This window comes from Mycolicibacterium parafortuitum, assembly GCF_010725485.1.
Taxonomy (GTDB): domain Bacteria; phylum Actinomycetota; class Actinomycetes; order Mycobacteriales; family Mycobacteriaceae; genus Mycobacterium.
Genome location: NZ_AP022598.1, coordinates 5,584,933 through 5,597,650 on the forward strand (window position 1 = coordinate 5,584,933; position 12,718 = coordinate 5,597,650).

The 12,718-nt window shown below is 68.6% G+C and carries 12 protein-coding genes; 7 read left to right on the forward strand and 5 right to left on the reverse strand.

Going from position 1 to position 12,718, the window contains the following annotated elements:
- Positions 1-15: 15 nt before the first annotated feature.
- On the reverse strand, positions 16-1,242 hold the full coding sequence (locus NTM_RS26365; protein ID WP_104863725.1) for a cytochrome P450 family protein: 1,227 nt from the start codon (positions 1,240-1,242) through the stop codon (positions 16-18).
- A 118-nt stretch (positions 1,243-1,360) separates the two neighbouring features.
- Between NTM_RS26365 and NTM_RS26370 the strand changes: the two genes are divergently transcribed.
- From NTM_RS26370 to NTM_RS26380, 3 genes are all read left to right on the forward strand, one after another.
- Positions 1,361-2,209 carry an enoyl-CoA hydratase/isomerase family protein gene (locus NTM_RS26370; RefSeq protein ID WP_163769074.1) on the forward strand — a complete coding sequence of 283 codons (849 nt, stop codon included), beginning with the start codon at positions 1,361-1,363 and terminating at the stop codon, positions 2,207-2,209.
- Positions 2,210-2,213: 4 nt separating this feature from the next.
- Positions 2,214-3,644, forward strand: coding sequence for a FadR/GntR family transcriptional regulator (locus NTM_RS26375; protein WP_104863723.1), 1,431 nt, complete (start codon positions 2,214-2,216; stop codon positions 3,642-3,644).
- Between the two features lie 86 nt (positions 3,645-3,730).
- Complete coding sequence (locus tag NTM_RS26380; RefSeq protein WP_163769075.1) at positions 3,731-5,299, forward strand: AMP-binding protein; 1,569 nt, start codon at positions 3,731-3,733, stop codon at positions 5,297-5,299.
- Between the two features lie 92 nt (positions 5,300-5,391).
- Here the strand turns inward: NTM_RS26380 and NTM_RS26385 are convergent, their stop codons facing one another.
- Positions 5,392-6,159: an SDR family NAD(P)-dependent oxidoreductase gene (locus NTM_RS26385; protein WP_163769076.1), complete on the reverse strand. Its 768-nt coding sequence runs from the start codon at positions 6,157-6,159 to the stop codon at positions 5,392-5,394.
- 185 nt (positions 6,160-6,344) lie between these two features.
- Between NTM_RS26385 and NTM_RS26390 the strand changes: the two genes are divergently transcribed.
- Positions 6,345-7,412, forward strand: coding sequence for a DUF7064 domain-containing protein (locus NTM_RS26390; RefSeq protein ID WP_163769077.1), 1,068 nt, complete (start codon positions 6,345-6,347; stop codon positions 7,410-7,412).
- A gap of 22 nt (positions 7,413-7,434) precedes the next feature.
- On the forward strand, positions 7,435-8,643 hold the full coding sequence (locus tag NTM_RS26395; protein ID WP_163769078.1) for a CaiB/BaiF CoA transferase family protein: 1,209 nt from the start codon (positions 7,435-7,437) through the stop codon (positions 8,641-8,643).
- A gap of 8 nt (positions 8,644-8,651) precedes the next feature.
- On the opposite strand, the gene NTM_RS26400 is transcribed toward NTM_RS26395, so the two are convergent.
- Complete coding sequence (locus tag NTM_RS26400) at positions 8,652-9,446, reverse strand: FadR/GntR family transcriptional regulator (protein WP_163769079.1); 795 nt, start codon at positions 9,444-9,446, stop codon at positions 8,652-8,654.
- Between the two features lie 89 nt (positions 9,447-9,535).
- Between NTM_RS26400 and NTM_RS26405 the strand changes: the two genes are divergently transcribed.
- Positions 9,536-11,008, forward strand: a complete 1,473-nt coding sequence (locus NTM_RS26405) for an aldehyde dehydrogenase family protein (RefSeq protein WP_104863717.1) — start codon at positions 9,536-9,538, stop codon at positions 11,006-11,008.
- Positions 10,993-11,445, forward strand: coding sequence for a DUF2599 domain-containing protein (locus NTM_RS26410; protein ID WP_163769080.1), 453 nt, complete (start codon positions 10,993-10,995; stop codon positions 11,443-11,445). Before NTM_RS26405 ends, NTM_RS26410 begins: the two co-directional genes overlap by 16 nt.
- A gap of 15 nt (positions 11,446-11,460) precedes the next feature.
- On the opposite strand, the gene NTM_RS26415 is transcribed toward NTM_RS26410, so the two are convergent.
- Both NTM_RS26415 and NTM_RS26420 read right to left on the reverse strand, forming a co-directional pair.
- Positions 11,461-12,177 carry an RsiV family protein gene (locus NTM_RS26415; protein WP_232079848.1) on the reverse strand — a complete coding sequence of 239 codons (717 nt, stop codon included), beginning with the start codon at positions 12,175-12,177 and terminating at the stop codon, positions 11,461-11,463.
- Between the two features lie 28 nt (positions 12,178-12,205).
- A complete protein-coding gene (locus NTM_RS26420; RefSeq protein ID WP_179964009.1) occupies positions 12,206-12,709 on the reverse strand; it encodes an Rv1363c family protein in 504 nt (167 codons plus the stop codon).
- Positions 12,710-12,718: the final 9 nt, after the last annotated feature.

Consider the following 12,718-nt stretch of genomic DNA (forward strand, 5'->3'; position numbering starts at 1 on the left):
GCAACTTCCCTGTCGTCAGTACATCCGGGTCGGCAGTCTGGTAAGCCCGCGCAGCGAGATGGTGGGCTTGTAGCGCAGGGACTCCCTGGGTGCGGCCAGCTCCCAGTTCGGGAACCGCTCCAGCAGCGTCTGCAGGGCGATCCGGCCCTCCAGGCGGGCCAGCTGGTGGCCCAGGCAATAGTGGATGCCGAATGCGAACGCCAAGTGCCGGTTCGGTTTCCGGGTCAGATCCAGTGCGTCGGGATCGTCGAAGACGGCCTCGTCGCGGTTGGCCGAGGTGATCGAGCCGAGCAGCTGCGAGCCGCGCGGGATCGGGACGCCGCGGATCTCCAGGTCTTCGAGGGCGAAGCGGGCCGCCCCGTCGGCGACCGGGGAGGTGAACCGCAGCAGCTCCTCGATCGCGGTGGATTCCAGCAGCTCCGGTCGCGCCCGCAGCAGATCGAGCTGGTCGGGGTGCTCGATCAGCGTGAGCACGCTGCTACCGATCAGGTTCGCGGTGGTGTCGTGACCGGCAAGCAGCAGCAGGAACACCATCGACACCAGCTCGCGGTGGCTGAGCCGGTCACCGCCGTCGTTGGCGCGAACCAACTCGGAGATCAGGCCTTCGTCGGGATGCAGCCGGCTGTCCTCGATCAGTTCCTCGAACAGCTTGCCGAGTTTGCGCGCGGTCAGGTACTGGCGGGCCATGTTGTTCTGCTGGTTGCCCATCCGCTCGACCAGCACGTGGAACGTGTCCCGGTCGGAGTCGGCGACCCCGAGCATGGTCGCGATCACGGTCAGCGGGAGCTTCACGGCGTAGGCGTGCACCAGGTCGGCCTCGCCGGTGGCGGCGAGTTCGTCGGCGAGTTGCTCGGCGATCTTGGTGATGTCGGCGGCCATCGTCGAGACGAGCTTCGGGGTGAACGCCTTGTGCACCAGCGTGCGCAGCCGTTTGTGGTCCGGATCGTCCTTGAACACCATGGTCTGGGCGAGCATCCGCAGGCTCGGCGGCAGGAGCAGGATGAACTTGCCCGCCGGCGAATGCTTCACGACATCGGTGGAGAACCTGTCGTCGCTGTGAATGAACATCACGTCGTCGTGGCGGGTGAGCAGATAGCCACCATTGCCCTGGAGCAGGCCTTTGGCCGTCGCCCACGACACCGGTTGGTCGGCCCGCAACTCGGCGAATCGCGCGTACGGATCGTCGAGCATCTGCCTGGTGCCGAGGTTCGTCCGCTGCAGCGCCTCAATGGCTTTGGACATCGCGGCTCCCATCGATCCTCACGCCCGGTTCACGCCCCGGAGCGTGTCGGTCGAGACGGCACATGTCGACTTCCTCTTTAGTCCATTCCAAGTCCGCTTTATTAGTACACTGATTTCTATGATTCTCGCTAGCACTTCGGGAAACCTCGCCGGAAATCTCGACACGGACGACGGCGGGGCAGTCCGCCTGCAGGACATCGCGTTCGGAGTCGACGACCGGCACGTCGCGACCATCACGCTGAACCGCCCGGACGCATTGAACGCGATCTCGGGCCGGATGGCGGCCGAACTGGCGTGGGCGTGGCAGACCGTCCGGGACACCGACGAGATCCACGTCGCGGTGCTGCGCGCTGCCGGGGACCGCGCGTTCTGCACCGGGGTCGACGTCAAGGGCGACGGAAGCTGGTTCTTCCGGCCGAACGTGTGGAACACCTTCGATCCGGGCATGGTCGTCTCCCCCAAGGTGCACCACCGCTGCTGGAAGCCCGTGGTCACCGCGGTGCACGGGTTGGCCGCCGGCGGCGCCCAGTACCTGCTCAACGAGTCCGACATCATCATCTGCTCCGACGACGCGGCGTTCTTCGATCCGCACGCGAACGCATCGATCGTGTCGGCGCTGGAGCCGATCGGGATGCTGCACCGCGGCGTACCCCTGGGCGAGGTGCTGCGGTGGGCGCTGATGGGTACCGAAGAGCGCATCTCGGCGCAGACCGCGCTGCGCATCGGGCTGGTGTCCGAGGTCGTCGAGCGCGAACAGTTGTGGGACCGTGCACAGGCGATCGCCGAATCGATCGCCGAACGCAACACCGTGGCCATCCAGGGCACGATCCGCGCGATATGGGAGTCTTTGGACATGACCCGGTCCACTGCGCTGCAGAACGGGATGGCCTACACCCACATCGGCAATCCGCCGCTGGCGGAGCGACGCAGCACACCGCGCCGCAACGGCCCGCCGGTCTACCGGTGACGCGGTGAACCCAGAGGCCATCGCGCCACGCGTCGATTCGCGCCGAGCCAAACTCGCAGGCCGCGCCGCCGAGCAGATCATCGCCGACGTGATCGAACTGGGCTGGCCGGTCGGGCAGGTGCTCGGTTCCGAGAGCGAGCTGCTGGCCCGCTACGGCGTCAGCCGCGCGGTGCTGCGCGAAGCGATCCGCCTCGTCGAGCATCAGCGGGTGGCCCGGATGCGCCGCGGCACCGGCGGGGGGCTGGTCATCGACGAACCCGACGTCGATGCGGTGATCGGCCCGGCCGTGATCTACCTGCTGAGGGTCGGGGCCACACTCGACGAGATCTTCGACACCAGGATCGTGCTCGAGGAACTGGTCGCCGAGGTCGCCTCGCAGCGGGTCGGCGAGACCGGGATCGCCGCCATCCGCGAGACCCTGGCGCGCGAATCGGCGGGCACCATCTCCAACTTCCGGCTACTGCACATCCAGCTCGCCGAACTGACCGCCAATCCGATCCTGGAGCTGTTCGTCGAAACCTTCACCCGTGTCGCGAATTTCCACTTCAACGACGCGGCCGCGCTGCCGAAGGAGTTCGACCGGGAGGTCGGCCGCGCCCATGACAGCATCGCCAAGGCGATCATGACCAACAACGCCGGTCTGGCGCGCGAACGCATGCGACGGCACCTGCGCGCCGAAGCGGAGTTCATCTCCCGCCAGCCCGCGACGGTCCAGCATCTCGATCCCGCGGTCGCCCTGGCGGGAACATTGGACGACAAACGCGGGGAAGCCCTTGCCCGCCAGATCTTCACCGAGATCGTGCGGTCCGGCGCCGAACCCGGCAGCTTCGTCGGCTCGGAGGCGACGTTGATGTCGAAGTACCGGGCCAGCCGCGCCGTCGTCCGGGAGGCCACCAGAATCCTGGAGTACCACCAGATCGCGGTCACCCGCCGCGGACCGGGCGGCGGACTGTTCGTCACCGAACCCGACATCTCGGCGCTCGTCGACATCATCGTGATCTACCTGCGTCGTCGCGGCGTTACCCCCGCCCACCTCGGTGAGCTGCGGACCGGACTGGAGCTCGCGGTCGTCGAGCGCGCCGCTGCCCGGTTGCGCGCGGGCGAGCACGACGCCGCCGCCGTCGAACAGGCGCTGCGGGCCGAGACCGAAGAGGGCATGGCGCTGGCGTTCGGGCACGGCACCGACTTCCACTCCGTGCTCGCCGGGCTCACCGACAACCGGGCACTGCAGCTCGTGCACAGTGTCACGATGCGGGTGGGCTGGCAGTTCTTCACCGAGGTCGCCGCCGACGACCCGCAGGTCGCGGCGTTCTCGGAGGGGCTGACGGCCACGGTCGGCCCCGCGCACGAAGGAATCGCCGACGCGCTGCTGGCCGGGGACACCGAGCTCGCGGTGATGCGGATGCGGGCGCACATGGCCGCGACCGGCCCCTGACCGTCTGCGCCGGACGGCACTGGGCTTTTCCGCGCCGACAATTGAGGATACTGTTCTATCTCATTCGACGACGCGCAGGAGAGCAGATGCAGCATCCGTGGGACCGCCGCCTCGGGGTGTGGTGGATCGCCGAAGACCATCCCGACGCCCCGGCGATCGTGGCGTCGCCCGACGGACGCACCCTGACGTTCGGCGAGCTGGCCGCGGCCGCGCACCGGGTCGCGAATGCGTTGCGCAGTCGCGGCTTACAGGACGGGGACGTGGTGGCCTACGCGCTGCCCAACGGCGTCGACACGGTGATCTGGCAGCTGGCCACCACCGAGATCGGGCTGCGCCATCTGACACTGAACACCGCGCTGTCGACCGACGAGTTCGCCGCGATCCTCGACCACTCCGGCGCTGTCACGCTGGTCAGCCACGCCGACTACCTGGACCGGTTTCCGTCGCCGCCGGCGGGTGCCGCACTGCGGATCGCCGTGGGACCGTGCACATCCCTGCCACCGGGCTTCGTCACCGAAGACGAGTTCCTCGCGGGGTCTGCGTCGACACCGCCGCCGCACCGCAGCCAGGGCGACGCGATACGGTACTCGTCGGGCACCACCGGCAAACCGAAGGGCATCGTCCGTCCGCTCGACGGCCGCGACCCGTCGGTGGCCGCCAACGCACTCGCGATCTTCGGGCGCGCCTTCGACTTTCGCCCGTTCGACGGTGCCCACCTGGTCTCGACCGGGATGCATCACGCCGGCTGTCAGACCTTCTATCTCGGGGCACTGCACGTCGGGCAGCCGCTGGCGATCCTCGGCAAGTTCGACGCCGAGCAGACACTGGCCGCGATCGAACGCCACCGCGTGACGACGGCCTACATGGTGCCGACGCAGTTCGTGCGCATGCTGAAACTGCCCGCGGCCGTGCGGGAGCGCTACGACGTGTCCACCCTGCATTCGGTGGTGCACTCGGCAGCGCCGTGCCCGATGCAGGTCAAGAAGGAGATGCTGGCGTGGTGGGGCCCGGTGATCTGGGAGACCTACGGCGGCACCGAGGGTGCGGCCACCATCGCCAAACCGCATCGCTGGCTGGAGAAACCGGGCACCGTGGGCCGCCCGGTGCGCGGGGTGCGGGTGAAGATCCTCGATGACGACGGCGTGGAGGTGCCCGCGGGCACGGTCGGCAACGTCTACATCGAGCGCACCGACGGCCAGCGGTTCGAGTACCGCGACGACGCCGAACTCACCGCGTCGGTACACCGCGGCGCCGCGTTCACCATCGGCGACGTCGGCTATCTCGACGACGACGGTTATCTGTTCATCTGCGACCGCGCCAAGGACATGATCATCAGCGGTGGGGTCAACATCTACCCCGCCGAGGTCGAGGGCGTGCTCTCCAGCCACCCGGCGATCGCCGACGCGGCCGTCATCGGCATCCCCGACCCCGAGTGGGGTGAGCAGGTCAAGGCGGTGGTCGAACTCGTCGACGGCGCGACCCCGTCGGACGAGCTGGCCGACGAGATCGTCGCGTACTGCCGCGAGCGGCTGGCCGGGTTCAAGTGCCCCCGCTCGGTGGACTTCGACGCCGCCCTCCCCCGCACCGAGACCGGTAAGCTGCTCAAACGCGATATCCGCCAGTCCTATTGGACGGAGGCCGGCCGCAACGTGTGAGGGGTGTTGCCTCGGCCCCGCGAGCGCGCGTGTCTGAACGGCAACACGCCGCTACCCGTGTGCACCCAACGCACGCTCGCGGTCCGCGACCGTCAGCGCGGCGCCATCCGCAACGCGCCGTCGAGGCGGATCGTCTCACCGTTGACGTACCGGTTCTCGATCAGGCTGACCGCCATATGGGCGTAGTCGGCGGCATCCCCGAGGCGGCTCGGGTGCGGGATGGAAGCCGCCAGACCCTCACGGATGTCGTCGCGCAGCCGGGCCAGCATCGCGGTGTCGAACGTACCGGGCGCGATGGTGTTGACCCGGATCTGGTACGACGCGAGATCGCGGGCGGCCACCAGGGTGATCCCGTGCACGCCGGCCTTGGACGCGGTGTAGGCGGTCTGCCCGATCTGGCCGTCGAACGCCGCAACCGAGGCTGTCATCACGACCGCGCCTCGGTCGCCGTCGCGCAGTTCGTTTTCGGCCATCCGCGCCGCGGCCAACCGCAGCACGTTGTATGTACCGATCAGGTTGACCCGCAACACTTCCGCGAAGCTGTCCGGATCGGCCGGACGCCGGTCCTTGTCCAGGATGCGCAGCCGGTCTCCCCCGCGGCCGGCACAGTGCACCACCGCGCGCAGCGGTCCGCGTTCGACGGCGGCGTCGAGCGCGGCTTCGAACGATTCGGTGTCGGTCACGTCCGCGCCGACGAACGTTGCGGCCGAGCCGAGTTCGTCGGCCACCCGGGCGCCGTCGGAGCTCGGCAGGTCGACGAGCACCACCGACGCACCCTTGTCCACCAGCAGTTCCGCGGTGGCCCGTCCCAACCCCGACGACGCGCCCGTCACCAGTGTGGAGATTCCGTCGATGTTCATGGCCGCCTTTCCGTTGGTTGTCCCGGATCCGTACCTTACGGCGGCCCTCGGCGGCGGCGAGCGCGCGGTCTTGCCCGGCCCGACACGGAGTGTCGCCGGGCAGACGCGCGCGCTCGGCAGGCAGGTCCCGGGACGATCGGCGCAACTATCAGCTAAATAAGTAGCCTTTACGTTAGGATCGCGTCATGGCAGGCCCGGTCACCGCGGACACCCCGTTCACGCCGCGGGACGACTGCTTCCACCCCGGCCCACCCGACGACCAGTACTGGACCGAGACCACCTGGTGGTCGTTCAACATCCCCGAACGCGGAATCGGCTGCTGGCTGCACGCTGCTTTCCACACCAACCGCGGCACCGCGACATGGCGGGTGTACGTCTGGGATCCCCGCGGCGCACGGCCCGGCGAACTGCGCTACCACCGGATGGAAACCGAGGTGCCCTTCGACGCGAGCACCGCCGACCTGCGTGACATCACCGCACCGGGGGGCGGGTTCAGCGTCCGAATGCTCAGGCCGCTACGTGACTACCGGATCGAATACGCCGACCCCGATGCCGATTTCGCGATCGAACTGGACTTCCGAGGTGTGCACGACCCGCGCCGCTACACCCCCGGCGAACCACCGTTCATGGAACACACCCACCTCGACCAGTTGGGCCATGTGACCGGAACCCTCACGCTGGCCGGGGAACGCCTCGCGATCGACTGCTACTCGATCCGCGACCGGTCATGGGCGCCGCGCGGCGCGCCTCGTCCGGCAGGCACCCGCCCCGCGAACACCACGGACGCATCCCGGGTGCGCCATCCCGGCGGCCCGAAGTGGCGCCAGATCGAGCGTGAACGCGGCCGCGGGCGCATTCAGTACATCTTCGGCCACGCCGACGCCGACACCGGATTCCTGGCCTTCGCCCGGGTGGCCGACGGCGACGCCGACGGCTGGTCACCGCTGAACCACGGCTGGCTTCTGCGCGACGGGCGATTCGAGCGCCTGAACAAATCAGCCAGCGTGATGAAGAACTTCCGCGACCCCGCCACCGGCTGGAGCGCGCAGATGGAAGTGCATCTGACCGACCTGACCGGACGGACGATGACCGCCGAGGGCTATTCGGTCAGCCACATCAGCGAACACGACGGCGGCAGCACGGCTTTGATGCGGTGGGAGTTCGCCGACCGCATCGGTTGGGGTGAGGACCAGGACATCTGGCACCCCGGACATTTCGCCCGGATGCGGGACGCCCTGCAGGCGCTGCGGTGAGTACCACAGATCAGGAGGCACTGTGACCGGACCATTCGACGGAGTTCGGGTCATCGAGGTCGCCTCGTGGACGTTCGTCCCGGGCGCCGGCGCGATCATGGCCGACCTGGGTGCCGACGTCATCAAGGTCGAACCTCCCACCGGCGACCCGCAGCGGGCGCTGCGCAACGCGCTCAACGCCGACGACAACGCACCCAATCCGTTCCTGCACGTACCGAATCGCGGTAAGCGCAGCATCACCCTGGACCTGCAATCCCCGGACGGGGTCGCGACCCTGATGCAGCTCGTCACGTCCGCCGACGTGTTCCTGACCAGTTACCTGCCGAAGGTGCGGGCCAAACTCGGCATCGACGTCGAGGATGTGCGCGCCCACAACCCGTCGGTGATCTACGTCCGCGGCAGCGGTTGGGGCAGTGCGGGTGCGATGACCGACGTGGGCGGCTTCGACTCCGCGGCCGCGTGGTCGGCAGCGGGCATCCTGCACAAGCTGACCCCGCCCGGCGCCGTCGCCCCGGCCGCGCAGCCGGCCGCGTTCTTCGATCTGCAGGGCTCCAGCGCGATCGCCGGCGCGGTCGGGATGGCGTTGTTCCGGCGTGAACGCACCGGCGAGGGCAGCGTCGTCGACGTCTCCCTGCTCAACACCGGCATGTGGGTGATGGGCCCCGATCTGGCCGCGACCGCGGCGGGCAGCGGTGAGCTGCCGCGGATGGACCGCTCAGACGCACCGAACCCGATCGTCAACACCTACCGCACCTCCGACGACCGGTGGCTGAATCTGGTGTGCCTGCAGGCGGATCGGTTCTGGGCCGAGCTGTGTGAGCTGATCGGGCGCCCCGAGCTCGCCGAGGACGCCCGCTTCGCGGATTCGCTGTCCCGCTACGTCAACCGGGAGACCTGCATCGCCGAGCTCGACGCGGCGTTCGGTTCCCGCCCGCTCGACTACTGGCGCCGGGTGCTGTCCGGCTTCTCCGGGGTGTGGTCGGCTGCCGCGACGTTCGACGAGGTGCTCGCCAGCGAGCAAGCCGCCGACAACGGCTATCTGCCGACCGTCACCGGCGCGGACGGCCGCGACTTCCGGCTGGTGGCACCGCCGTACCAGTTCGACGGAGCGCCGGGGGTGCCTGCCGGACCGGCACCGGAGCTCGGTCAGCACACCGAGGAGGTGCTGCTCGAGAGCGGCCTGAGTTGGGACAGGATCAGCGAATTGCGCGACGGCGGCGCCCTGGGATGACCCCCGCCTCAGACGAACAGGTCGATCACCGACTCGGTGCCGAGCCGGCCCCACAGCATGCTGCGGCCGGCCCAGTCCATGTGCGCCTCCCACAGTTCGCGCGCCTCGACGGCTTTACCGTCCTCGACCAGTGCGGTGAATTTGGTGAAGGCCCGCAGGGTGCGCCTGAACTGTTTGACGATGCCGTCGGGGTCGGTGGACGACGCCACCGCGCGGGCCATGTGCCGCGTCACCACGTCGCGCAGCACGGCGCCCACGAGCGCAACGGTGTTGTTTCCGCCGCGCTCCAGGATCAGGTCGTGGAACCGGAACACGGCGGTCGACCATTCGTCGAAGTCGGCGTTCGCGGCGCCGGAGTTCACCAACTCGGCCAGTTCGGCCAGCGCGGCCTTGAGGGCCGCGATGTCGTCGGCGGTCGCGCGGCGGGTCAGCATTTCGGCCGCCGCGGGCTCGAACACCTTGCGCGCCTCGTACACGTCGGCGAGGGTGGTGCCCGACATCTGCAACAGCAAACCGAAACTGCGTGCGGCAACCGATGTTTCGGGAGCCGCCACCAGCACACCGCCGCGCGATCCGCGGCGCACCACGATCAGCGACTCGCTCTCCAGGATGCGGAACGCCTCACGCAGTGTGGGTCGCGACACCCCGAACTGCTTGACGAGCTCCTGCTCGGTGGGCAGCGCATCGCCCTTCTTGAGCACCCCGCGAACGATCTTCGCGCGCAGTTGGTCGGCGATCAGCTCGGCGGTCTTGGGTGCCCGCACCAGCTTGCCGGCACTCCCGCGGCGATTGATCGCGTCCATCTGACCACCCGTCGTCGTCCCGCAGGCCGCGCCCGACGGCGCGAAAGACCTAACTCATCTTACTCATTGAGAGCACACAGGAGGATTCGATGACGTCGACACCGCTGGCAACGCGAGGCCTCTACATCGACGGCGCCTGGACCGAAGGGCAGGGCACGACCACCGTCCCGGTGCTCAACCCGGCGACCGAGGACGTCATCGCCGAGGTACCCGAGGCCACCCCGGCCGACATCGACGCGGCGGTGGGGGCGGCCCGGCGGGCGTTCGACGACGGACCGTGGCCGACGATGAAACCCGCTGAGCGGGCGAAGATCCTCGGCGCGATGGCCGACGAATTGACCCGCAGGCGGGCCGAACTGGTCGAGCTGAACATCGCCGAAGCGGGCTCGACCCGGATGCTCGCCGATTTCCTGCAGGTGGGCACCCCGATCGACCATTTCGTCGACATGGTGGAGCGGGTGCTGCCGCAGTTCCCGTTCCAGGCGCCGGTGCCACCGATCATCGGCCAGGGCATCGGGCAGGGCATCGTGTCCCGCGAGCCGTACGGAGTCGCCGCGCTGATCACCGCATTCAACTTCCCATTCCTGCTGAACCTCGCAAAGCTCGCACCGGCACTGGCCGCGGGCTGCACCGCGGTGCTGAAGTCCTCGCCGTACACCCCGCTGGAGGCGCTGGTGCTCGGCGAGATCGCCGAGGCGGCAGGGCTGCCGCCGGGCACCTTGAACATCGTCACCGGAGACGTCGCGGCCGGCGAGCGGCTCACCCGCCACCCCGGGGTGGACCTGATCAGTTTCACCGGCTCGGATGCGGTCGGGTGCAAGGTGTACGCACAGGGTGCGGAGTCGATGAAGAAGGTGGTCCTCGAGCTCGGCGGCAAATCGGCCAACATCATCCTCGACGACGCGAACCTCGACGCAGTGCTGGAAGGCGTTCTGGCGGGCATCATCACACATGCCGGACAAGGTTGCGCATTGCTCACGCGCATTCTGGTGCACGAGTCCCTGCACGACGATCTCGTCGCCCGCATCGTCGGCACGCTCGGCTTCATCAGTGTCGGCGATCCGTCGGATCCCGCCACGATGATGGGCCCGCTGATCCGCGATGTGCAGCGCCGGCGGGTGGAGTCGTTGATCGCCACGGGTGTCGAGGAAGGCGCGCAGATCGCGTTCGGCGGGAAGCGGCCCGCCCACCTCGACCGCGGATTCTTCCTGGAGCCGACGCTGTTCGTCGGTGTCGACAACTCGATGCGGATCGCGCAGGAGGAGTTCTTCGGACCGGTCGGAGTGGTGATCCCGTTCCGCGACGACGACGACGCGGTCCGGATCGCCAACGACAGCCGCTACGGTCTCGGCGGCGGCGTCTGGTCGGCAGATCCGCAGCGCGCCGCGGGTGTGGCGCACCGGCTTCGCACCGGGATGGTGGTGATCAACGGCGGCGGAGGCGGGTTGAACCCTGCCGCTCCGTTCGGCGGCTACAAGTTCAGCGGCATCGGCCGGGAGTTCGGTGAGTACGGTCTCTCGGAGTATCTGCAGCACAAGGCATTGCAGTGGCCCGTGAAATAGCGTGCCTGGGTGCCGTCGCCGCGGTGCTGGTGTCGGTGGCTGGTGCCGCGCCGGGGCACGCAGATCCGGCGCCCGTGCGCCCGCCGGGCTCGCCGGGCTCGCCGCAGTACATCGACCACGTGGTGTGGGAACAGCACGGTGAGCGTTCCACGCTGCGGATCTACCCGACCCCGTGGGGCTGGTCGGCGTCGGGGGTGTTCACCAACGGTGCGCAGAGTTACGACGCATGGGCCGAGTTGCTCCAGCACGCACCGGAGGCGAACACGCTGAGCATGCAGAAGCAGTTCCTCTGCTACTGGCAGCTGTCCACGTTCACCAACCCGGGCAAGGTCGGTACCTGGAACCTGGAGCCGTGGCGCACCGTGGTTCCCAACACCATGATGCTCAACGCCGGCTGCAACCCTGGCGGCGCGGAGGACGTCCCTCTCGGTACCTGACGTCTACCTGACGGTTCACTCGGCGATCGGCAGGAACACCGGTGCGATCAGGTCGCGCACGGCCGCCCACGGCACGGTGACCGAACGCCGCTCACGACCGAATTGCCCTTCGGGGAAATGTAGTTCGATGCCCTCGGCGGTCGGGATCCAGTGCTTGAAGTTGACCCCGATCGGTGCCATCGCGTGGGTGTACTCAACCCAGCCGCCGACCGGCGGGTCCGGGTAAGCCGCGGGCAGCAGCTGTTTGGTCATCTCGGACAGCCGCGCCAGCCCCGCGGTGCGGTCGACGAACAGGTTGTCCCACACGATCTGGATTCCGCTTCGCGAGTCGAAGACCCGGGTCGCGACGGTGTCGTAGGGCATGTTGGGCAGGTTCACCGCGTCGTAGTGCCCGACGAACAACGCCGCGATCGTGATGGGCCGGAACAGCAATCGGCCCTGAGTTCTGAAGGTCCACGGGGAGGTCTTGCTGGCGCTGGCGGCGTGCAGCCACACCTGCCCGTTCGCCTCGTCGTCGAGGATCCGGTTCACGGCGACGGTGACGTGCGGGTCTCCACCGGCAAGCTTCTCGTAGTCAACGGTCCACTCCCCCAGCGCCCCGTGCGGGCTCACACCGCTGAGGCGGGCGGGCACGACCGTGTACTCGACACCGTTCGTCGTGGCCGGGGCGGCCTGCGCGGCGGGCACGGCCAACCCGGTCAGGGCCAACCCGGTCAGAGCCACGGCGAGCACCGCCGCAGTCAACGTATACCGAAGCATCTCAGAGTATTTCGACGTCACCGGCCAGCCATCTCCCGTCGATCCTCTGCATCGTAATGACGATGCGGTTGCGGTCCAGCCGCGGCTGCGGGTTCGACGCGTTGGTCACCGTCTGGTCCACGAACAGCATCACCTCGACTGTGTCTACGGTGGCTGACCTGACGCCCGCCGCGATCACCGTGCCGTCGGCTTTCGCGTCATTGTCGACCAGGGCTTGCCGTAGATGGGAACTGGACTGGCTGTACATGTCCTTGAACTCCCCGGTCGCGCCGTCGAGCACGGCAGCGAAGTTCGCATCCAAAGTGGCCGCGTCGACGCGGGTCAGGATCACCGCATACTGCTGCGCGGCGGCCATCGCCTGCTGCTCGGCGTCGGCCACCGACCGCTGGCCGCGGACCTCCCACCCCAGCAGTCCGGCCGTGGTCACGGCGGCGATCGCCACCGCGCTCAGCGCCACGACGAGCCACGGCCTGCCACGCCGGCCCACCCTGTCGACGTCGGTCATCGCGTCCCT

What these genes read in the sequence shown, in the direction of transcription:
- NTM_RS26385 (WP_163769076.1), bottom strand. Translation starts at nt 6,159, where the DNA reads ATGAACATCGACGGAATCTCCACACTGGTGACGGGCGCGTCGTCGGGG.
- NTM_RS26380 (WP_163769075.1), top strand. Translation starts at nt 3,731, where the DNA reads ATGCAGCATCCGTGGGACCGCCGCCTCGGGGTGTGGTGGATCGCCGAA.
- NTM_RS26390 (WP_163769077.1), top strand. Translation starts at nt 6,345, where the DNA reads ATGGCAGGCCCGGTCACCGCGGACACCCCGTTCACGCCGCGGGACGAC.
- NTM_RS26365 (WP_104863725.1), bottom strand. Translation starts at nt 1,242, where the DNA reads ATGTCCAAAGCCATTGAGGCGCTGCAGCGGACGAACCTCGGCACCAGG.
- NTM_RS26405 (WP_104863717.1), top strand. Translation starts at nt 9,536, where the DNA reads ATGACGTCGACACCGCTGGCAACGCGAGGCCTCTACATCGACGGCGCC.
- NTM_RS26420 (WP_179964009.1), bottom strand. Translation starts at nt 12,709, where the DNA reads ATGACCGACGTCGACAGGGTGGGCCGGCGTGGCAGGCCGTGGCTCGTC.
- NTM_RS26400 (WP_163769079.1), bottom strand. Translation starts at nt 9,446, where the DNA reads ATGGACGCGATCAATCGCCGCGGGAGTGCCGGCAAGCTGGTGCGGGCA.
- NTM_RS26370 (WP_163769074.1), top strand. Translation starts at nt 1,361, where the DNA reads ATGATTCTCGCTAGCACTTCGGGAAACCTCGCCGGAAATCTCGACACG.